The organism is Promicromonospora xylanilytica (genome assembly GCF_054782895.1).
This window is the reverse complement of the sequence record NZ_BAAGRP010000075.1, coordinates 38426-60377: the sequence shown is the minus strand read 5'-3', so window position 1 is coordinate 60377 and position 21952 is coordinate 38426. Positions and strand designations below refer to the sequence as shown.

The 21952-nt window shown below is 70.8% G+C and carries 16 protein-coding genes; 5 read left to right on the top strand and 11 right to left on the bottom strand.

What is annotated here, in order from left to right; translation table 11 throughout:
* Window positions 1-19 precede the first annotated feature (19 nt).
* A complete protein-coding gene (locus ACYVK7_RS24470; RefSeq protein WP_460890337.1) occupies window positions 20-6223 on the top strand; it encodes a S8 family serine peptidase in 6204 nt (2067 codons plus the stop codon).
* Between the two features lie 34 nt (window positions 6224-6257).
* On the opposite strand, the gene ACYVK7_RS24465 is transcribed toward ACYVK7_RS24470, so the two are convergent.
* From ACYVK7_RS24465 to ACYVK7_RS24435, 7 genes are all read right to left on the bottom strand, one after another.
* Window positions 6258-6584 (bottom strand): hypothetical protein, encoded by a 327-nt coding sequence (locus tag ACYVK7_RS24465; protein ID WP_460890336.1) that lies wholly within the window; start codon window positions 6582-6584, stop codon window positions 6258-6260.
* Between the two features lie 7 nt (window positions 6585-6591).
* The gene (locus ACYVK7_RS24460; protein WP_460890335.1) at window positions 6592-7260 is read right to left on the bottom strand and encodes a cation transporter; all 669 of its coding nucleotides are present in this window, start codon (window positions 7258-7260) and stop codon (window positions 6592-6594) included.
* Window positions 7257-7616 (bottom strand): Cd(II)/Pb(II)-sensing metalloregulatory transcriptional regulator CmtR, encoded by a 360-nt coding sequence (gene cmtR, locus ACYVK7_RS24455; RefSeq protein ID WP_460890334.1) that lies wholly within the window; start codon window positions 7614-7616, stop codon window positions 7257-7259. The genes ACYVK7_RS24460 and cmtR overlap by 4 nt, the downstream gene beginning before the upstream one ends.
* A gap of 67 nt (window positions 7617-7683) precedes the next feature.
* Window positions 7684-9195 carry an arabinosylfuranosidase ArfA gene (gene arfA / locus ACYVK7_RS24450; RefSeq protein ID WP_460890333.1) on the bottom strand — a complete coding sequence of 504 codons (1512 nt, stop codon included), beginning with the start codon at window positions 9193-9195 and terminating at the stop codon, window positions 7684-7686.
* Window positions 9196-9304: 109 nt separating this feature from the next.
* Window positions 9305-10636 (bottom strand): ABC transporter substrate-binding protein, encoded by a 1332-nt coding sequence (locus tag ACYVK7_RS24445; protein WP_460890332.1) that lies wholly within the window; start codon window positions 10634-10636, stop codon window positions 9305-9307.
* Between the two features lie 29 nt (window positions 10637-10665).
* Entirely contained in the window at window positions 10666-11526 is an 861-nt protein-coding gene (locus ACYVK7_RS24440; RefSeq protein ID WP_460890331.1) for a carbohydrate ABC transporter permease, read from the bottom strand.
* A complete protein-coding gene (locus tag ACYVK7_RS24435; RefSeq protein WP_460890330.1) occupies window positions 11526-12422 on the bottom strand; it encodes a carbohydrate ABC transporter permease in 897 nt (298 codons plus the stop codon). The genes ACYVK7_RS24440 and ACYVK7_RS24435 overlap by 1 nt, the downstream gene beginning before the upstream one ends.
* Before the next feature lie 95 nt (window positions 12423-12517).
* Here ACYVK7_RS24435 and ACYVK7_RS24430 point away from each other — a divergent pair, with 95 nt between their 5' ends.
* From ACYVK7_RS24430 to ACYVK7_RS24415, 4 genes are all read left to right on the top strand, one after another.
* The gene (locus tag ACYVK7_RS24430; protein ID WP_460890329.1) at window positions 12518-13537 is read left to right on the top strand and encodes a LacI family DNA-binding transcriptional regulator; all 1020 of its coding nucleotides are present in this window, start codon (window positions 12518-12520) and stop codon (window positions 13535-13537) included.
* Window positions 13538-13807: 270 nt separating this feature from the next.
* Window positions 13808-14677 (top strand): phosphatidylinositol-specific phospholipase C/glycerophosphodiester phosphodiesterase family protein, encoded by an 870-nt coding sequence (locus ACYVK7_RS24425; RefSeq protein WP_460890328.1) that lies wholly within the window; start codon window positions 13808-13810, stop codon window positions 14675-14677.
* Window positions 14678-14918: 241 nt separating this feature from the next.
* Window positions 14919-15716, top strand: a complete 798-nt coding sequence (locus ACYVK7_RS24420; RefSeq protein WP_460890327.1) for an ABC transporter ATP-binding protein — start codon at window positions 14919-14921, stop codon at window positions 15714-15716.
* A complete protein-coding gene (locus ACYVK7_RS24415) occupies window positions 15716-17965 on the top strand; it encodes an ABC transporter permease (RefSeq protein ID WP_460890326.1) in 2250 nt (749 codons plus the stop codon). Before ACYVK7_RS24420 ends, ACYVK7_RS24415 begins: the two co-directional genes overlap by 1 nt.
* 78 nt (window positions 17966-18043) lie before the next feature.
* Here ACYVK7_RS24415 and ACYVK7_RS24410 read toward each other — a convergent pair whose 3' ends face one another.
* The 4 genes from ACYVK7_RS24410 to ACYVK7_RS24395 are packed head-to-tail and all read right to left on the bottom strand — an operon-like array spanning window position 18044 to window position 21855.
* Window positions 18044-19372, bottom strand: a complete 1329-nt coding sequence (locus ACYVK7_RS24410; RefSeq protein WP_460890325.1) for an MFS transporter — start codon at window positions 19370-19372, stop codon at window positions 18044-18046.
* Window positions 19373-19406: 34 nt separating this feature from the next.
* Window positions 19407-19865, bottom strand: a complete 459-nt coding sequence (locus ACYVK7_RS24405; RefSeq protein WP_460890324.1) for an RpiB/LacA/LacB family sugar-phosphate isomerase — start codon at window positions 19863-19865, stop codon at window positions 19407-19409.
* Window positions 19862-20854: a ribokinase gene (locus ACYVK7_RS24400; RefSeq protein WP_460890323.1), complete on the bottom strand. Its 993-nt coding sequence runs from the start codon at window positions 20852-20854 to the stop codon at window positions 19862-19864. Before ACYVK7_RS24400 ends, ACYVK7_RS24405 begins: the two co-directional genes overlap by 4 nt.
* On the bottom strand, window positions 20851-21855 hold the full coding sequence (locus tag ACYVK7_RS24395; RefSeq protein WP_460890322.1) for a LacI family DNA-binding transcriptional regulator: 1005 nt from the start codon (window positions 21853-21855) through the stop codon (window positions 20851-20853). Before ACYVK7_RS24395 ends, ACYVK7_RS24400 begins: the two co-directional genes overlap by 4 nt.
* Window positions 21856-21952: the final 97 nt, after the last annotated feature.

Genomic DNA, 21952 nt, shown 5'->3' with positions numbered 1-21952 from the left:
CCCCATGATCCATGCCCCAGTGAGACTGACTGCCGTCGCGGCAGCGTTGACCTTGGTGGCGGGCCTCAGCCTGAGTGCCGCGCCACCGACGTGGGCGGCCACGCCGCCACCCGAGCCGACCGCCGACTCCGTAGCTCCCGCCGACAAGATCCAGCCGGAGCTGCGGGCGTCGCTCCGGAACGACCGGACCGCCGAGCTCTGGCTCCGGTTCGAGGACAGGGCGGACCTGGCGCCCGCCGCGCGCATCGCGGACTGGACCGAACGCGGTCAGTTCGTCTACGACGCGCTGACCGAGACCGCCGAGAAGTCGCTGGCGACGGTCGCCGCCGAGCTGGACGCGGCCGGCGTCGGCTACGAGTCGTTCCCGATCGCCAACGCGGTGCTGGTCAAGGACGCGACCGAGGGTCTCGCGCTGGACCTGGCCGCGAACCAGGCGGTCGCGGAGGTCCACGACACCCCAGAGGTCGGGCTGGTCGAACCGGTGCGGCCGGAACCCGCGACACCTGCCGCGCGCACCGCGGAGGCCGAGGTCGAGTGGGGGCTCGACTACATCAACGCACCCGCGGCCTGGGAGATGGGGGCCACGGGGGCGGGCATCACGGTGTCCAATCTCGACTCAGGGGTCCAGTTCGACCACCCGGCGCTCGTCGGCACGTACCGGGGCGCCGTCGCGGACGGCACGTTCGAGCACGACTACAACTGGTTCAGCACCCGGAGCACCTGCGGGGACGTGCCGTGCGACGACAACGGTCACGGCACGCACACCATGGGCACCATGGTGGGCGACGACGAGGCAGGCAACCAGGTGGGTGTCGCCCCGGACGCGCAGTGGATCGCGACGGACGGCTGCTGCGAGGCCACGGGGTTCGAGACGTTGCTCGAGTCGGGCTGGTGGCTGCTGGCCCCCACCGACCTGGACGGCGAGAACCCGGACGTGTCGAAGCGACCGCACGTGGTGAACAACTCATGGGGCTCGTCGGCGGAACACGCCTACTCCGACTTCTTCACGGCGATCGACGAGGCGTGGACGGCGGCCGGCATCTTCAGCGTCTGGTCGGCGGGCAACACCTCACCGGGCGCGGCGTGCGACACCGTCTCCTCACCCGGTGCGCACCCGGACGCCTACTCCGTGGGCGCATTCGCCTCGAACGGCGTGCTCGGCGCGTTCTCCCGCAAGGGTGAGGGCGAGGACGGAGTGATCAAGCCCGAGATCTCCGCACCCGGCGTCAGCGTCCGGTCGTCGTGGCCGGGCGACGGCTACAACACGATCAGCGGCACGTCGATGGCAGCCCCGCACGTCGCGGGAGCCGTCGCGGCGCTGTGGAGCTACGACCCGACGCTCGTCGGGCAGATCGAGCAGACCCGCCGTCTGCTCGCGGAGTCGGCCCACGACGTCGACGACACCTCGTGCGGTGGCACCGCGGAGCTGAACAACAAGTACGGCGAAGGGCGCCTGGACCTGGTCCGGCTGCTCCAGCTCGCGCCGCAGGAAGGCGGCACGCTGAGCGGCGTCGTCACCGCGGGAGGCAACCCGATCGGCGGCGCGGAACTGACGATCAGCGGCCCGTTCGACCGTACGGTCGGCACGGCCAAGGACGGCACGTTCTCGCTGCACCTGCCCGCCGGCGACTACGACATCACCACGACGGCCTTCGGTCACGTACCGGCGACGACGAGCGCCACCGTCACGATCGGCGAGCACACCACGCTCGACGTCGTGCTCGAGACAGCGCCCACCCGCGACGTCAGCGGTGTGGTGCTCGACGCGGAGGAGCGGCCCGTACCGGCGGCTGAGGTCTCCGTCGAGGGCACACCGCTCGACGCCGTCCGCACGGACGCCGACGGCATGTTCACGGTTCCTGACGTCCCGGAGGGCGAGTACCTGTTGAAGGTGCTGCCGAACGCGTGCTTCTCGCCCACGACGGTTCCCCTGACGGTCGGGCCCGCGACGGGGCCGGTCGAGATCGCGGTCGCCCTCGTCGTGGACGGCGGCGGCTACACCTGTGCCGTCTCGGAGGGCGACTACCGGCGTGGCACCGACAAGGTCGAGTTCCCGAGCGGGGTGTGGACCCAGGTGCCGTTGCCGTCCCCGATCGCGCTCTACAACGGGACCCACGACACCCTCAACATCGGCAGGCGCGGGGTGATCTCCGTGGACGACACCATCGCGGGGCCCGGCGTGGGCGGGGCGGGCGTCTTCCCGTTCTACGTCGCCAGCCCGCTACGGACGGACAGCGGCGGCGTCTACACGGCGTCCACCACGGTGGACGGTGAGGACGCGTTCGTCGTCGAGTACCGGGACATGACCGTCTGGGGCGGCTCCGAATGGCCGCGGGAGTCGGAGGGGACGGTCAGCTTCTCCACCACGTTCACCCGGTCCGGGAAGGTGATCGTCGCCTATGGCGACGGCGTGGGCGGCGACGACCCGCTGACCGCCGGCCTCGTCGCGACGACGGGCATCCAGGGCTGGGAAGGCGTGGACGGCATCCGGTTCTCGGAGCGGTCCCCGGCACTCCACGACGGCCTTGTCGTCACCTACGACCTGCCCGACTTCGGGTACCTCGACCTGACCGTCGCCGACCGCAACGACGGCCTGCCGGTGGACGGCGCGAACGTCTCGATCTCCGACGCGGAAGGCCTGGTCGAGAGCCTGACGACGAGCTCGACCGGCGCCATGCGCCGGCAGCTGCCCGTCGGCGACTACACGGTGACCGTCTCGGCGCCCGACTACGTGACCGAGACCCACGAGTTCTCGCTCGCCGAGCTCTACGCCGAGACCGAGGTCGAGGCACGCCTCGCCACCGGCGCCACCGACCTGACGGTCGACGGGCTGGACGCGGTTCTCGGCACCGACCAGCACGGCACCGGGTCGCTGACCCTGACCAACTCCGGCTCCGCCCCCCTCACGTACGACCTGGGGGAGGCGGCGCGCCATCCGGAGCTCGACACCGCAGGGGCCACGGCGCGCACCGGCGCGGGAGCCGACAGCACGATCGACCTGTCGGCCTGGAACGAGGCGGCCAAGGCCTCGGCCGGAGACCATGAGCCGTCACTGACCGACGGTCAGGGCAGGAAGGCGGACGCCGCGCTCGCCGAGGCCGCCGACCAGGTCGGTACCCACTCCGGCGGGGACGTCATCACCCGGATACCGCTCGGGGACGGGCCGGACAACGGCTCGCCCACCGGACTCGGCTACGACGGCGACGTGTGGGTCCACGACTACAACGCGCGGACCAACACCGCCTACACCGTGACGGGCCGCAAGACCGGCAAGCAGTTCGCGGCGGAGTGGAACCCCGACTACCGGGCCTTCGACCTGGCGTTCGACACCCGGACCGGGGACATGTGCCAGATGGAGGACAGCCCGGCGAGCCTCATCCACTGCTTCGACCCGGACACCGGGGACAAGACCCGGGAGATCGAAGGAGCCTGGTCGAACACGCAGCTGACCGGGCTGGCCTACAACGCGAGCCTGGACGTGTTCTACGTGGGCGGCCGCGGGATCGGTGCGATCGGGACCGTGGCGGGCACGTCGCACGAGACACCGGGGGAGTTCCTCTCCTACTGCTCCCCTCCGCTGCCAGAGGTGATGGGCCTTGCGTACAACGAGGCGTCGGACACCATCTGGTACACCGACCGCGCGGTCGGCCGGCCCAGCCGGCTGCTGCAGGTCGACCCCGTCGACTGCTCGCTCGTCAACGCGTGGTGGTTCCCGGGCCAGCTGCAGCTGCAGGGCGGCGGCCTCGCGACCGACGCCACGGGCGCCCTGTGGGCGACCGACCAGATCGCCGACGAGGTGCTGCTCGTCGACGTCGAGGACGACCTGCTCACGGATCTGCCCTGGCTGTCGCTCTCCTCGACCGGCGGGACGCTCGCGCCGGGCGAGTCGACGACGGTCGAGGTCGCTCTCTCGGCCGAGGACCTGGAACCGGGAGCCCTCGGTGCCAACATCGTGGTGACGTCCGACTCCGGCCGGCAGTCCAAGGAGTACGTCCCCGTCACCCTCACGACCACCGAGTACCAGGTCGGCGTCAACGCCGGCGGCAGGGCGTTCACGGACAGCACCGGGTTCGCCTGGTCGGCCGACCGGCCGTTCCACCACGGCCCGTGGGGGTACGAGGGCAGGACGAAGGAGATCTCCACCCGCGGCGCCGTGCACGGCACCACGGACGACGCCCTCTTCCAGTCCCAGCGTGCCGCCCGGCACCAGGACCTGTCCTACAGGTTCGACGACGTTCCGGAGGGCACCTACGCGATCGATCTGGGCTTCGCCGAGATCCAGCGCGCGGCCCCCGGCAGGCGGGTGTTCGACGTGCTCGTCAACGACTCGCTCACGCTGTACTCCTACGACCCGGCCGGCGCGATCGGCCGGCAGACCGCGGGCTGGCACACGGCCACCGTCGAGCACGCCGGTGGTCCGCTGACGGTGGAGCTCAGGGGTGCCAGAGGGCTGCAGGCCCCGGCGCTCGCCGCGCTCAGGGTGACCCTGGATCCCCGTGCTGCCGAGGCACCGGGCCCGGAGCCGGAGCAGCCGGAGCCCGGCGAGGTGCCGGTCGCTCCGGTCGACCGTCCGTACGAGGTGACGGAGGTCTCCGGTGTGTACCGGCAGGGCACCACGGAAACCGCCTGGTCGGGCAGCCGCGGCTGCGGAGTGCTGTGGTTCGGCTTCGACTTCCCGTTCTACGAGACGACGTGGGACGGGGTGTGCGTGGCGCCCAACGGCATGCTGACCTTCGATCGCAGGCGGTCCGACGCGCCCAACACCGAGCTGCCCACACAGCGGCCGGCCGATGCGATCTACCCGTTCTGGGACGAGCTGCTCGTGGACGACGAGGCAGGGATCCACATCGGTACGGCGGAGGTGGACGGGCTCGACGCCCAGGTGATCGAGTACCGCGACGTCACCTTCAACGACCAGCGGTCCGAGCGCGTGAGCTTCTCGGTCACGCTGGTCGAGGACGGTCGCATCCAGATCGGTTACGGCGACGGCATCGGCGGGGAGAACCCGCGGACCCGGGGCGCGTCGGCGACTGTGGGTATCGAGAGCCTGGACGGGACCCGGGCGAGCCAGTACTCCCACGACCAGGCCGTGCTGTCCGCCGGAACGGGGCTGGAGTACGTCCTGCTCGGGTCGGGCACGATCGAGGGCACGGTGACCGACGCCAACGACCACGAGCCGGTCGCGGGCGCCGTCCTCACCCTGGCCTCACCCGACGGCGGCTCCCGGACGATCACCGCCGATGAGCACGGGCGCTGGAAGGCGCGGGCTCTGGTCGGTGAGCACACGGTGGACGTCTGGTCGCCGAACTACGTCTCGACCAGCGACTCGGTGACGGTCTCCGATAAGGGACAGGCCAAGGTGCACGACGCGGTACTGGCCACCGGAATCGCCGAGATCTCCGGGGACGACCTCGAGTGGTTCTTCGGCCCGGACCAGGACGCGAGGGCCGAGCTGACCGTGACCAACACCGGGACGGCCCCGCTGGAGGTCGGGCTGACCGAGCAGGGCAGGGACGAGGCGGGCGACCACGAGCCCGTCGACCTCCCCTGGCTCTCGATGACCGGGGACGCCGCGCAGGGTGTGGTCGAGCTCGGTGTGGGCGAGTCCACCACGGCCACCGTGTCGGTGGACAACGCAGGCATCGGTCCCGGGCTGCTCGTCGGTGACGTGCTGGTGTCGTCGACCGCGGGCCGGGCCACCGAACAGTACGAGCGGGCTCGGATGGCGACGTCGGCGTACTGGCTGGGTGTCGACGTCGGCGGGCGTGGACTGGTCGGTGCCGACGGCCTCGTCTGGTCGGCGGACCAGGAGCTGCGTCAAGGTTCCGACCCGGCGTGGGGACATGTCGGCGGAGTCAGCCGGGCGACCCGGGCCGACATCGAGAACACGGAGGACGACGCGCTGTTCCGCACCCAGCGGACCGGCGGGACGTTCAGCTACGTGTTCGAGGACGTCCCCGCGGGCGGTTACCAGATCGACCTCGGGTTCGCCGAGATCGACCCGGTCGCCGTCGGCCGACGGACGTTCGACGTGCTGGTGAACGGCGAGGTCGTGCTCCACGACCACGATGTCCGGGCCGAGGTCGGCCGGGCGGCCGCCGACGAGCAGAACGCCACCGTCCAGCACTCGGGTGGGGACCTGACCGTCGAGCTGGTCGGTGCGACCGGGCAGCGTCACCCGGTTCTCAGCGCGCTGGCGGTTCGCGAGGACCCGCGACTCTGACGCCGGCCGTTCCCGCACCTCGCGCCGCACCAGCTCACTGATCGGGCCGCGGCCCCACGTTGAGCGCGGACAGCTCCGACGGCGGACCCGTCACGACCAGCCGCAGGTCGTGACGGGTCTCGTCGACGGCCCAGTCGACGAACCCGCAGCAGGTCCGTTCGACGGCGACGAGATCGTGCAGCCGCCGGACCGAGTCGTCGACCTTGGCGTAGTGGACGGTCAGCCGGGTCTCGGTGCGTTCGTGCCCCAGCGCGTAGTCGGCGTCGAACGCCTGCCACCTGCCGACCTGTTCCTTCGCGGCGTCCAGGGTGGGCAGCGCGCAGGCGATCGGCACCTGGTTCAACGGTCCGGTGTTCGGCATGACGTTCTCACTCCTCGTGGTGGTCGTGCTCTACCTCGATCTCGCCGGTGAGGGCGGCGACCGGTACGGCGCAGGCGTCGCCCCGCCAGGCCTCGAGGCCTTCCCTGACGGCGAAGCCTGCGATGACCAGCGCGGCCACGGCGTCGGCCCAGGTCCAGCCCAGCAGGCTGTTGAGCAGCAGGCCCACCAGCAGCGCGGCGGACAGGTAGGTGCAGATCAGCGTCTGCTTGGAGTCCGCGACCGTGCTGGCCGAGCCGAGCTCGCGGCCGGTGCGACGTTCGAACCAGCTCAGGAACGGCATCACCAACAGGCTCACCGCGGCCAGGGCGATGCCCACCGGGCTGTGCTCCGGCTCGCGCAGGCCCACCAGGGAGAGCACGGCGTCCACGGTGACGTAGGCGGCCAGGCCGAAGAAGGATACGGCGATGACGCGCAGCGCCGTCTTCTCCCTGGTCTCGGGGTCCGGGGCGGCGAACTGCCACGCGACCGCCGCCGCGGACAGCACCTCCACGATCGAGTCCAGGCCGAACCCGATCAGTGCGGCCGACGACGCGACGCTGCCGGCGGTCAGGGCGATGACGGCCTCGACGAGGTTGTACGTGATCGTGATCGCGACGACCCAGCGGATGCGTCGCCGCAGCACCAGCACCCGTGCGGGGGCCTTCACGGCGGTCATGCGGTCGCGCCCGGACCGCAGCACAGCGGGACGTCGCAGTTCTCGTCCAGGCAGGGGGCGCCGTCGTCGACGGCGAGCACCGTCTCCACCAGGGCGCCGATCGCGCGGGTCAGGTGCGGGTCGGCGATCTCGTAACGGGTCTGCCGGCCCTCCGGGGTCGCCACCACGATGCCGCAGCCGCGCAGGCAGGCGAGGTGGTTGGAGACGTTGGTGCGCGTCAGGTCCAGGTCCCGGGCAAGTCGCGCGGGGTAGCCGGGCGCCTCGGTGAGGCTCAGCAGGATCCGGGAGCGGGTCGGGTCGGCCAGCGCGCGGCCGAGCCGGTTCATCACGTCCAGCCGTGAGGCAATGGTCAGCATGCACTGACTATACAGCGGCCGCTGACCAATGGTCGAGCGGCCGCCGCACGGAGAGGGCCGACGAGCGTCAGATCCGTTCGAGGCGAAGCATCGACCAGGAGACCGGCGGCAGGTCGACGTGCGCGCTGTCGTCGGCGACCTTCGCGCTCGTGTTGACCCGCGGCAGCACGGACGTCGCGTCGTCGACCGTCGCCGACCAGGTGTGATCGGGGTTGGCGAGCGTGAGCGCCTCCGCCACCCGCAGTCCGGGGAAGCCGCGCAGGTCCACGTCGAGCGCCACGTCGTCGGACAGCGACCGGTTCACCGCGAGCACCACCACGCCGCCCGACTCCGTGTCGTGGGTCGCGACGGCGTCGAGCACCGGGACGGGGCCGAACTTGGCCGTCTCCTGCACCGGTGCGTCCACCGCGAGGCGCAGCACCTCGCCCGCGGCGTGCCGTGCGGTGAGCGCGAACGGGTGGAACGTCGTCTGCCGCCAGGAGCGTCCGCCCGGCTCGGTCATGATCGGCGCGATCACGTTGACGAGCTGGGCCAGCGACGCCGCGTGCACGCGGTCGGTGTGCCGCAGCAGGGAGATGAGCAGGTTGCCGACCACGACAGCGTCGGCAACGTTGTACTTGTCCTCCAGCAGCACGGGCGCCACCGGCCAGTCGTCGCCCGACGGGGGACGCGACTCGGCGCGCTTCTGGTACCAGACGTTCCACTCGTCGAACGAGACGTGGATCCGCTTGGTGTGCTTGCCCGCCGCACGCACGGCGTCGGCAGTGGCGGCCACCGAGTCGACGAAGTGGTCCATGTTCACGGCGGAGGCCAGGAACGACGCGAGGTCGCCGTCCTCCTCCCAGTAGTAGGCGTGCGCCGAGATGTGGTCGACGTGCTCGTACGCCTCGGTGAGGACCGTGTGCTCCCACTCGCCGAACGTGGGCATCTGGGAACCCGACGAGCCGCAGACCACGAGCTCGAGGTCCGGGTCGATCATGCGCATGGCCCGGGCCGTCTCGGCCGCGAGCCGCCCGTACTCGTACGCGGTCTTGTGGCCGATCTGCCACGGGCCGTCCATCTCGTTGCCCAGGCACCACATCTTGATGCCGTACGGTTCCTCGGCGCCGTTGGCCCTACGGCGGTCGCTCCACTCCGTGCCGCCCGCCACGTTGCAGTACTCGAGCAGGTCGAGCGCCTCCTGCACGCCGCGCGTGCCGAGGTTCACGGCCATCATGGGCTCGACGCCGGTCCGGGCGCACCACCGCATGAACTCGTCGACCCCCACGAGGTTGGGGTCGGTCGAGTGCCAGGCGAGGTCCAGACGCCGGGGGCGCTGCTCCACCGGTCCGATCCCGTCCTCCCAGCGGTACCCCGAGACGAAGTTGCCGCCCGGGTAGCGCACCGCGGTGACCCCCAGCTCGCGCGTGAGGTCGACGACGTCGCCCCGGAAACCGTCGGCGTCGGCGGTCGGGTGGCCCGGGTCGTGCAGGCCCGTGTACACGCTGCGGCCCAGGTGCTCGACGAACGAGCCGAAGGTGCGGGGGCGCACCGGCCCGACGACGAACGCGGGGTCGATGGTGACGGAAGCGGACAGCATGAGTGATGTACTCCTCGGTGGTGGGGGCGTGCGGCATTGCGTCGCACGGGCGGGGCGGCCGCCGTGGGGACGGCAACCGCCCCGCCCGTGCGCTCGAACGGCTCGGGGCCTACTGCCCCAGCTGGTTCTGCAGGTCGGCCTGTGTCTGGTCCAGGGCGTCCTGGGCCGGGGTGCCGTTCTCGTAGATCTCGTTGAGCGTGACCGTGCGGAACGTGTCGTCCACGGTGGGCCAGTTCGGGTCGCTGAAGGACTCGAGGTGCCCGATACCGTCCTGCACCTCGTTCAGCACGTCGAACAGGTTCGTCTGGAAGTACTTGTTGAACTTGTTCTCGGGGTTCTTGGTGACGGCCTCGTCCTCCCAGACGGCCATGTTCACCGGGTCGAAGCCCAGCACCTCCCACACGGCGACGTTCGCCTCGGGGGAGAGCTTTGCGAACGCGAGCCACTGCGCGGCGAGGTCCTTGTTCGGCGAGACGGCAGGGACTGACGCGCCGGTGCCGCCGCCACCGATGGTCTGTACGACGGCGTCGTCCGTGACGGGAGCCGGCGCGATGGCCACCTTGCCCGCGAGGTCGGGCATGTAGTCGACGAACCGGGACGTGTACCACGCCGGGTAGACGATGGCGGCGTAGTCGCCGTCGTTGATGGCGCCGAACGCCTCCTCGGAGTCGGGGCTCCCGCCCGGGATCGTGGAGACCGCGCCGGCGTCCTGCATGTCCTGGACCATCGCGAGGGTCTCGACGACCTCGGGGCTGTTCACCTGCACGTTGCCGTCGGCGTCGAAGAACTCGCCGCCGAGCTGCGCCGTGATGAGCGGCTCGAGGAACATGACGCTCGTGCTGGCGACGCCGAACGCCTTACCGGTCTCCTTGTTGTACGTGGACCCGGCCTCCTTGAAGTCGTCCCAGGTCTTGATGGTCGTGTAGTCGATGCCTGCGCCCTCGAGGGCCTCCGTGTTGTAGAAGGTGGTGAAGGCGCCCACGTGGGTCGGGAACCCGTAGATCTTGCCGTCCTTGCTGTACAGGTCGAGGCGAGCCTGGACGACGTCGTCCTTGTACGGGGCCGCTGCCTCGGTCAGGTCGACCAGCGGCGGGTTCTCACCCTTGACGAAGTTGGCGAACTTGTTGACCTCGATGTCCACCACGTCGGGCAGGCCCTCGCCCGAGTTCACGGCGAGCTGTAGCTTGTTGTGCATGTCGTCGTAGGGGTAGACGGTGACCTCGAGCTGGATCTCGTCGTCGGGGTTGGCCTCGTTCCAGCGTTCGGCCATCTCCTCGTAGTACGCGGCGTGCACGTCGGCGAACGTCCACATGCTCAACGTGGTCGATCCGTCGGCGTTCTTGGCGGGTGCCTCCGGCTGGCCGCCGCCACCGCATGCGGTGAGCACCGTCACCGCCACTGCGGCGACCAGCGTGGACACCGTCGTCCGTAGCCTTGTCATGAGTTTTCTCCGTTCGATCTGGGGAGGGGTCAGCCCTTGACCGCTCCCGCGGTGATTCCTTCGATGAAGAACCGCTGGAATGCGAGGAAAAGAATGAGGACGGGGATCAGCGAGAAGAACGCCCCGATGATGAGCAGCTCGTAGTTGTTGCCGTACGGCGTCAGGAGCGTGTTCAGGCCGATGGGGAGCGTGAACTTCTCGGGGCTGCGCAGCACCAGCAGCGGCCAGAGAAAGTTGTTCCAGCACAGCATTCCGTTGAGGATCGCCATGGCGGCCATCGCCGGCTTGGTGATCGGCAGCACGAGGCGGAAGAAGATCCCGAACTCGCTGACGCCGTCGACGCGGCCGGCCTCGATGATCTCCTTCGGTATCCCCAGGAAGTACTGGCGGAAGAAGAAGATGGTCACGGCCGCCGCCAGGAACGGGAGCACGATCACCGCGTAGGTGTCGGCCAGCCCCATGTCGTTCACCTGGACGTACAGGGGGAGCATGAGCATCTCGAACGGCACGGTCATGACCAGCAGCACCATGATGAACCACAGCGTCTTGGTCCTGAACTCGTACATCGCGAAACCGTAGGCCACGAACGAGCTCACCAGCAGCGTGCCCGCGACCTGCGCGACCGTGAGGAGCAGCGTGTTGGCGAACCAGCGGAAGTACGGCCCCGAGTCCGTGAACAGCAGCACGTAGTTGTCCAGGCTCAGCATGCCGAGGTCGACGTCGAACGTCATGCCCCGCCGGATCACCTCGTTGCCGTCCTGGAACGTGCCCACGAAGATCGCCAGGAGCGGGACCAGGGAGATCAGTGCGATCACGACGAGGAACGCGCTCTGGATCCAGGCCGCGGCGGACGGGGTGATCGACCGGCGGGCGGTCGGCTGAGCGGCCATCACGCGGCCTCCTTCTTGAAGGTGCCGCTGGCGGCGAGGTAGCCGATGTTCAGGGTCATGACGACGACGAGCAGCACCACGCCGACGGCCGAGGCGAAGCCGAGGTCGTTCTCCTCGATGCCCTTGCGGTAGAGGTATCCGACGACCGTCAAGCCCTGGTTGTTGGGCGAGTTGTTGCCCGCGTAGAGCATGAAGCTCTCGAGGAACATCGAGAGGCCGCCGTAGACGCTGATCGTGACGACGTACACGATGGTCGGCTTGATGTTAGGGATCGTGATGTGGATGAACTGCCGGAACTTGCTCGCCCCGTCGATCGACGCCGCCTCGTAGTACTCGGTCGGGATCGCCTGCATCCCTGCCAGGAAATACATCATGTTGACCCCGGCCCACCGCCAGAGCGCGATGGCCAGCAGCGCGACGAGACCGGTGAGGTCGTTGCGCAGCCAGCGGACGGGGCCGAACCCGAAGAACTCCACGACCTGGTTCATCATCGCGGAGTCCGACTCCGCGAAGATGAGCCGGAAGACGATGCCAGCGACCACGACGGAGGTCAGCGCGGGGATGAACATCGAGGCCTTGAAGAAACCCTTGATGCGGGCGCTCCCGATGTTCGAGTTGACCAGGGCGGCGAGGGCCAGGGGGATCGGGATGAGCAGGACGAGCGTGAGCACCATGTACCGGAGGCTGTTGAACAGCGCCTGCCAGAAGATGCGGTCCCCCCAGAGCCGCTCGTAGTTGGCGAGCCCGATGAACGTCGCCTGCCCGTAGAGCACCTCCTGGGTGCTCATCACGAACGACCGGCCGAGCGGGACGACCCAGAAGACGGCGAGGGTCACCAGGAACGGCAGGATGAAGAGGTACGGCGCGAGCCTCTTCGAGTACAGGAGCTGTTTCACGGCGGTCTGGTCCTCCTTGATCAGAGCCGGGTGGCACCCGCGCGAGCGGACGAGGCCGCCGATCGCGGGGTGTCATGATGGTCGGCGTGGTGAAGATGAGCGATGTGGCACTCGAGGCCGGCGTCTCGAAGATGACGGTGTCGAACGTCATCAACGGACGGCCGGGAGCGAGCGACGAGACGCGTGCCCGTGTGCTCGAGGCGGTGGCCCGGCTGGGCTACCGGGTGAACGCGACCGCGCGCCAGCTGCGCGCCGGTCGCAGCGGCGCCATCGGCCTGCTCGTTCCCCACCTGGACGGGCCCTACTACGCCCATCTCGCCGCTCGCCTGGACACCCTGGCGCGGGCGCGGGGCTACCACGTGATCATCGAGCGCACGGGGGCGAGCAGGGAGGGCGAGCTCGCCGCCATCTCCGCCGAGCGGGTGCGTCCGTACGACGGCGTGGTCTTCAGCCCGGTGCAGATCGACACGACGGACGTGCGCCGTGCGGGCATCGAGGTACCGGTGGTGCTGCTCGGCGAGCGGCGTCTGGCCGGCGAGTTCGACCACGTGATGATGGACAACGTGGGCGGCGCGCAGCTCGCCACGTCGCACCTGCTCGAGCGCGGTGCCCGGCGCATCGCCCTGATCGGCGGACGCACCGACGACAGCGTCGACAGCATGGCGACCCTGCGTACCCGTGGCTACCGTGCCGCGCACGCCGCGGCGGGCGTACCCGTCGACGAGCGTCTCGTCGTCGACGCCGCCTCGTTCACGACGAAGGACGGGCACGAGGCCGTGCTGCGGCTTCACCATGACGGCGTCCGGTTCGACGGGGCGTTCGCCCTGACCGACGCCGCGGCGATGGGCGCGCTCCGGGCGCTCGCCGACCTCGGCCTGCGTGTCCCGGAGGACGTCCAGGTGGTCGGCTTCGACAACGACGCCGAGAGCGAGTACCTCGTTCCCCGCCTGACCACCATGGATCCCGACAACGACACGATGGCCGAACGCATCATGGAGCTGCTCCTGCGGCGCGTCGAGGCCGACGCGCCCGACGTCGGCGACGTGGTGGAGTCGGTGATGTCGGCGCGGATCGTGGTGCGCGAGTCGACGCTCGATCCGGCACGCGACCGCTAGTCGGTTGGTCATAGCTTCTCTTCCTCGAGCCGCCGTCTGGCTGATGTTTATCGATAAAGTAGGGTGCGGCGGACGGCGTGTCAACGACCTTGTCGAAACCGTGTCCTTCGGCGAGACGGTGCGCGGGACTCACAGCTCCGGGTACGGGACCTGCCTGGTTCGGTTCACCGACGCATGCCCGTCGCGCGACGTTCACCGGCACGTCAGCCCCCGGCGCTTGCATGGGCACCACTCAGCCGGTGCCCGGCCGGCGGGTACAAGGAGACGACCATGCGCGCACGAACCATCGCCGGAGCAGCCCTCGCTGCCGCCATGCTGTTCACGGTGCCGGCCCTGCCGGCGTCGGCCACGCCGCCAGGCGCCGGTGTCGACCTGGGCGAGCCGCACGACGCCGCGCACGCCCACAACGACTACGAGCACGAGCGGCCGCTGCGCGACGCGCTGTCCCACGGCTTCACGAGCGTCGAGGCGGACGTCTGGCTGGTCGACGGCGAGCTGCTCGTCGCGCACGACCTCGTCGACGTGGATCCCGCGCGCACCTTGGAGAGCCTCTACCTCGACCCGCTGCAGGACCTGGCGCGCGGCCGTGGCCGGAACGTCTACCCCGGCTGGGACGGCAGCCTGCAGCTGCTCGTCGACATCAAGTCGGACGGCGAGTCCACCTACGCCGCGATCCACGAGGCGCTCGCCGAGCACGGGTCGATCCTGACCCGCACCGTGCACGGCCGGGTCCAGGAGGGCCCGGTGACGGCGGTCATCAGTGGCAACCGGCCCCTGGAGACCATGCGGTCGCAGCCCGTGCGGTACGCCTTCTACGACGGACGGTCCGGCGACCTCGGCTCCGGCCTGCCGGCGAGCCTGATGCCGCTGGTCAGCGACAACTGGACCAAGCTGTTCACCTGGCGAGGCGAGGGCGAGATGCCCGCGGCCGAGCGGGAGCGCCTGCACGCGTTCGTGGACGAGGCGCACGCTGCGGGCTACCGCGTCCGGTTCTGGGCGACGCCCGACCAGCCGGGCGCCGCACGCGAGGCGATGTGGACCGAGCTCGCCGACGCCGGCGTCGACCACATCAACACCGACGACCTGGCGGGCCTCGACGCGTTCCTGACGACCCGCCACCCCGCGCTCCCCAGGCACTGACCTCGTTGACCACAGCAACTGGTGCCACATCCCGTGCCCGGCCGGCAGCAGCTGCTGTGGTCAACTGGCCCGGGTCAACTGGCCCGGGTCAACTGGCCCGGGTCAATCGGGCGGGGCATGAGGTCGAGGGTTTTCCCTACCGTGTGACCGGGCTGGCCCCATACCCCCTGGGTCGCGCCGTTCGTAGCGTCGTCTCCGTGCTCGTGCAATCCGGCGCGACACAGGGGGAACGGTGCAAGGAATGTTCACAGACAGTGGTGGCGCCACGGACGCGGTCCGGCTGACGGACGTCCGCAAGGTCTACGGCAAGCGCGGCAACCAGGTCGTCGCGCTCGATGACGTGTCGACGCGGTTCGGCAGAGGCACGTTCACGGCGATCATGGGGCCGTCCGGCTCCGGAAAGAGCACACTGCTGCAGGCCGCGGCGGGGCTCGACCAGCCGACGTCGGGCTCGGTGGTCCTCGAGGACCGCGAGCTCAGCACCATGGACGAGACCGAGCTGACGGAGCTGCGGCGGGACCGGGTCGGCTTCATCTTCCAGGCGTTCAACCTGCTCCCGGTGCTGACCGTGGAGCAGAACGTGACGCTGCCGCTGCGGCTCGCCGGCCGTAGCCCGGCCAAGGGCAAGGTGCTGACCGTGCTCGAGCAGGTCGGCCTGGGCGAACGGCGCAAGCACCGCCCGGCGGAGCTGTCCGGTGGCCAGCAGCAGCGGGTCGCGATCGCGCGAGCGCTGATCACCGAGCCCGCCGTCATCTTCGCCGACGAGCCGACCGGTGCGCTGGACACGAGGACCGCGCGGGACGTGCTCGGCCTGCTGCGGCGTTCGGTGCGCTCCGCCGGCCAGACCATCGTGATGGTGACGCACGACCCGGTCGCCGCGTCCTACGCCGACCGGGTCCTGTTCCTCGCCGACGGCCGGATCGTGGGCGAGCTGCACTCGCCGACGGCCGACGCCGTCGCCGAGCGGATGACCCGCCTGGGCGCCTACGCGGACGAGGCCGCCCAGCCGCCGTCGGCGGCCGTGGGAGGGCAGCACTGATGATGCAGCTCGCGCTCCGCACCCTGCGGTACCGCACGGGGACGTTCGTGGCCGCGTTCCTCGCGATGTTCTTCGCCGCCGTCATCCTGATGGCCTGCGGTGGCCTGATCGAGACCGGCATCCGCGCCGCGGCTCCTCCGCAGCAGCTGGCCTCTGCCGACGTCGTCGTCTCCGGCGACCAGGCGCACCACGCGCCGGGCGGGGACGAGGACGAGCCCGCGATCCTGCCCGAGCGGGTCCGGGTCGACGCCGGCCTGGAGAGCACCGTCTCGGCGCTCCCGGGCGTCCAGGACACCGAGACCTACGTCTTCGAGGGCACGGCACCGTCGGGGACGGTCGACGCGATCGGTGTGGTCGCCGAACCGGGGACCGACGTCGACGAGCTCCGCGAGCGGATCGACGCCGAGCTGGGCGGCACGGCGCTGACCCTCGTCGGCGACGAGCGGGGCAGGGCGGAGCTGCGGGAGGCCACGGCGACCAGCGTGAACGTCGTGTCCCTCGGGGTCTTCAGCGCCTTCGCGCTCCTGGTGTCGGTCTTCGGGGTGTCCTCGATGCTCGGCCTCTCGATCTCCCAGCGCCAGAAGGAGCTGGCGCTGCTGCGGGCCATCGGCTCGACCCCCCGCCAGGTTCGCCGGCTGATCTTCCGCGAGACGCTGGTGCTGGCCCTGGTCGCCACGGCCGCAGCCCTCGTCCCTGGCCAGTTCCTGGGCAAGCTCGTGTTCGACCTGCTCGCCGACCTCGGCATCGCCACGGCGGGCGTGGCGTTCCACCAGGGCTGGATCCCGTCGGTCGCCGCGATGGCGGTCGCCGTCCTCGCGGCCCTGGGCGGTGCCCTCGGAGCAGGCAGGAGGGCGGCGCGCGTCAAGCCGAGCCAGGCGCTCGCGGAGGCCTCGACCGAGGGTCGGCTCATCAGCGGCTGGCGGGTGCTCGCCGGGCTGGCCTTCATCGCCGCCGGCATCGGGCTGACCATCGTGACCGTCGCGGTGCTGAGCGGACCGCTCGCGCCGGCCACGGCCGCGCCGGCGGTCATCGTGTTCACCATCGGGTTCGCGCTCCTCGCGCCCCTCCTGGCGAAGGTCATGATCGCCCTGCTCCGGTGGCCCGTGCGGGCGCTGGGCGGGCTGACGGGTGACCTCGCCGTGCTGAACGCGCAGGGCCGCACCGGGCGGCTGGCCGCCGTCATGGGGCCGGTCATCCTGCTGACCGGGGTCTCTACCGGCATGCTGTACCTGCAGACCACCAACGACACCGCGGACAGGGAGGCCTTCGCCAGCGGCATCGTCGCGGACGCGGTCGTCACCGCGGAGAGCGGGTTCGAGCCGGAGCTGGTCGAGCAGATCAACCAGCTGCCGAGCGTCGCCGACGCGTCGGAGCACGTCAGCAGCGTCGGGTTCGTAGAGAGTCCCGAGGACGTGTCGCCGATGGGCGAGGGCTGGAGCCTCCAGGGCGTCACCGCCGAGAACGCCGCCGCCAGCACGCCGGTCGAGGTCACCACGGGTGCGCTCACCGACCTGCACGGTGACACGGTCGCGGTCGAGGACGAGCATGCCGGCCGCCTCGGCGTGGGCGTCGGAGACGTGATCACCCTCCGGATGGGGGACAACACCATGCTCGACGCGCGGGTGGCCGCCCTGTTCTCCGCGCCGGACGACTACGACACGCTGCTGCTCCCGGCGGAGACGCTCGCCGCCCACACCACCGAGGGGTTCGCTACGCGCATCCTGGTCAGCGCCCGGCAGGGCACCGCGCCCGAGCAGCTGGTCACGGACCTGACCGGCCTGACCGCCGGCCGGGACGGGCTGACCGTCGCCGACCGGGAGGTGCTGTTCGACGAGTACGAGGACCAGACGAAGACGGCGTCCTACGCCATCTACATCATGGTGCTCATGCTCGTCGGGTACGCCGCGATCACGATGATCAACACCCTGGTGTCCAGCACGTCGGCGCGGCGGCGGGAGTTCGGGCTGCAGCGGCTCGTCGGCTCGACCCGCCGTCAGGTGATGCAGATGGTCGGGATGGAGTCCGCCATCGTGGCGGTCACCGGCGTCGCCCTGGGGACCGCCGCCGCGATGGCGATCCTGGTCCCGGTCAGCCTCAAGCGTCTGGGCTCGCTGATCCCTGCGGGCTCCCCGCTGATCTACGCGGCGATCGTCGGCCTGGTCGTGCTGCTGACCCTCGGCGCCGCGCTGCTGCCCGCGTGGCAGGCGACACGTGGCCGCCCGGCCGAGTCGGCGGTCGCCGTCGAGTAGCGGCGACCACGCGATCGTGCAGGCGTCTGGCCACCAGAGCATGCACGATCGCGTGGTCGAGGGCGACGGGGGGAGCGATCAGCGACGGCGCTCCGCCTCGACGAGCGCGCCGACCCGCTCGCGCTCCGCACGGGGCCAGGTCTCCCGGGTGACCAGGATGCCGACCAGGCCGACGACGGCGGCGCCCAGGTACAGGACGGACGCCCCGGGCCAGCCGAACGCACCGACCAGCGCGGCGGCGATCAGCGGCGCGAACCCGCCGAGGGCCGCGGCCAGCTGGTAGCCGAGGGACGCACCGGAGGTGCGTGTGGCGGTGCGGAACTGCTCGGTCAGCAGTGACCCCTGCGTGCCGGTGAGGGCCGCGTGGATCACACCGATCCCGATGATGAAGACCAGGACCACCAGCACCGGACTGCCCGTGTTGGCCATGAGATACATCGGGAACGCGAACAGGATCGCCGCGATACAGCCGGCGATGTAGATGGGCCGCCGGCCGACCCGGTCGGTGAGCGAACCGGCGACGAAGGTGACCACGATGGCCGTGATGCTCGCGGCGGTGATCGCGCCGAGCGCCGTGGCCCGCAGCTCCGGGTCACGCTCCGAGATGTAGTTCAGCAGGTAGGTAGCGGTCGAGTAGTAGGCGAACGACTCGACGACGCGCAGGGCGATGACCCGCAGGATGCCGCGCCAGTCGTGCCGGAGCGTGGCCAGGAACGGGTTCTTCTCGGTCTTGCCCGTCGCGACGGCCTCCTGGAACTCGGGGGACTCGGACAGGCGGGAGCGCACGAAGAGTGCCACGACGACCAGCACGGCGCTGAGCAGGAACGGTGTGCGCCACTTCCAGTCCCCCTCGAGGTTGGCGCTGAGGGCGAACATGCCGCTGGCGAGCGCGATCCCGAGCGGGTTGCCCGACTGGGGGATGGCCGCGAACATGCCACGCCGGTGCCAGGGGGCGTGCTCGTACGCCATGGTGATGGCGCCGCCCCACTCCGCGCCGAACGCGAGCCCCTGGATCATCCGGATGATGACCAGCAGGACCGGCGCCGTGGCGCCGATCTGGGCGTACGTCGGCAGCACGCCGATCAGGACGGTGGCCCCGCCCATGACGATCATGGCGCCGACCAGCACGGGCTTGCGGCCGAACCGGTCGGCCAGGTAGCCGCCGACGGCCCCGCCGAGGGGGCGCATCACGAAACCGACGGCGAGCGTCGCGAACGCGAGCAGGGTGCCGACCAGCGGGTCGCTCTCGGGGAAGAAGACGGCGCCGAAGTAGAGGGCGGACGCCGTGCCGAACGCGACGAAATCGTAGTTCTCGACGCTGGTGCCGACGGCGGCGGCGATCGCTGTCTTGACGCGGTCCTTCGACCCGAGCGGGGAACGCCGCTGCGCAGGGGTGGTGGTGGACATGGGATCTCCTTTGATCGGTGGAGCTGGGGGGTGGTCAGCCGCTGGTGGGCATCAGGTCGTCGAGCGCGTTGAGCTTGGCGACACGGCGGCGGGTGTCGGCGTCGTCGTCGAAGGTGGCGGCGAGGAACTCCCGCACGATCTCGGCGACCAAGGCGCGGGGAGCGAGCCATGCGCCGAGCGCGATGGCGTTCGCGTCGTCGTGCTCCACGGCCTGGTGGGCCGAGTAGGGCTCGTTGGCGAGCCCGCACCGGATGCCCGGGATCTTGTTGGCCGCCATGATGGCGCCGGCGCCGGTGCCGCAGACGAGGATCGCCCGGTCCGCCTCACCCGCGAGCACCGGCGCGCAGGTGGCCTGCGTGATGTCGGGGAAGTCGACCGGGTCGGTGCTGTCCGTGCCGCAGTCGACGACCGTGTGGCCGAGGTTCTCTATCGCCTCCCGGACGTGGTCCTTGAAGGGGAAGCCGGCGTGATCGGCTCCGAGGGCGACTCTCATGGGTTGTTCCTTTCGGTCCGGCTCAAGGCCTGGCTGATGTTCTGGCTGACGCCCTGGCTCAAGGCCCGGGCGGTGGTCCGGTGCGCGGCATCGAGCCGCAGCTCGACCTCCGCGGCCGTGGGGATCGAGGACGCGGCTCCGTACCGGGTGACGGCGAGGGCGCCGGCCTCCGTGGCGCGGCGCACCGCGTCCGCCAGGGGCAGGTGCCACGACGCCGCGAGGTAGCCGACGAACGTGTCGCCCGCCGCCGTCGTGTCCACGGCGGTGACGGACGGCGCGGGCACCCGTGTGAGCACACCGGCGCGGTGCACCAGCGCTCCGGCCGCCCCGAGGGTGCAGACGACGTCCGTGCCGAGCCGTGCGCAGACGGCAGCGACGTCCCGGTCGGGCGCCGACGGCTCGACGCCGAGGAGGCGGGCGACCGCGACGAGCTCGTGCTCGTTGACCACCAGCAGGTCGACGTGCGCGATCAGGTCGGCCGCCCGCACAGGCGCGGGTGCCGCGTTCCAGATGACCGTCGCCCCCGCCGCCGACGCGGTCGCCGCCGCCAGCAGGGACGTCGCCACCGGTACCTCGTGCTGGAGCACGAGCACGTCGCCGCGCGAGAGCTCGGCGCAGGCTCGGCGGACGGTGGCTTCCTCGATCGCGACGTTGGCCCCGGGAACCACGATGATCGAGTTCTCGCCGGCGTCGTCGAGCAGCACGAGCGCCTGCCCGCTCGGCAGGTCCGACCGGGTCAGCAGGCCGGTGTCGACCCCCTCGGCAGCCAGAGCGGCCGCCAGGTGCTCGCCGTCGTGCCCACCGACCGCGCCGACCATGCGCACGTCAGCACCCGCGCGCGCCGCGGCGACCGCCTGGTTGGCTCCCTTGCCGCCGAGCGAACGTGTCGCGTCCCTGGCGAGCACGGTCTCGCCAGGCCGGGGGAGGGACGCGAGCCGCAGCGACGTGTCGGCATTGATGCTGCCGACGACGGTGACTCGTGCCGTCATGCCCCGGTCCCGGTCCCGGCCGGCACCGAGCGGTCGACGAAGGACGTCGCCACGCGGTGCGAAGCCGCCGGCCGGCCCTCGATCACGTCGACCAGGGCACCCACGCCCAGCCGGCCGATCGCCGTCGCGTCGTTGCGGACGGCGGAGACGGGCGGTGACACGAGCGCGAACCAGTCCAGGTCGTCGAACGACACGACCTCGACGTCGCCGAACGCGCCGGCGGACTCCTCGCGCAGCGCGCGACTCACGCCGAGGGTCATCAGGCCGTCGGCACTGAGCACCGCCGTCGGCCGCGCACCGGAGGCGAGGACCGCACGCATCGCCTCCGCGCCGCTCTCGGTCCGGAAGTCGCCGTGCGCGATCAGGCGGGGGTCGGCCGAGAGCCCGAGCTCGTCGCGGATCCGCAGGAAGGCCACCCGGCGCTCGCTGCCGGTCGATACCGCTGGCGGGCCGCCGACGAACGCGACCTCCCGGTGTCCTCTGCCGTGGAGCCACGTCAGGGCGCTGCGTACGCCGCCGTCGTTGTCGGTGCTGATCGTCGGTACGTCGATCCCGTCGACCGACCGGTCGACGAAGACGAGGGGCAGCCCCGAGGCGCGCAGGCTCCGCAGCTGGGTCAGGTCCGAGCCCTGAGGTGCGATGAGCAGGCCGTCGATGCGCTGCGACGCGAAGGTGCGCAGGTACGCGGCCTCCTGGGCCGCGTCCTCGTCGGCGTTCGCGAGCAGCACCGTGTAACCGCGCCGCTGCGCCTCCCGCTCCGCGGCGTGGGCGAGCTCGGAGAAGAACGGGTTGCGGATGTCGGACACGAGCAGGCCCAGCACGTCGGTGCGGGAGCGGCGCAGCGACCGGGCGGGGCCGTTGGCGATGTAGTTGAGCTGTTCCGCCGCGGCCGTGACGCGGGCCCGCGAGTCGGGGGACGTCTGGCTGCTGCCGCTCAGCACGCGCGACGCCGTGCCGAGAGACACGCCTGCCAGCGCTGCGACGTCTTTGATCGTGGCCACTCTGCCATCCTCCGTGGAAACGTTTCCATGACTAACTGGTGCCAATCTGCCACATTCGTCCATCCGGTCGCAACCACGATGCGTCCGCAGCCGTCCC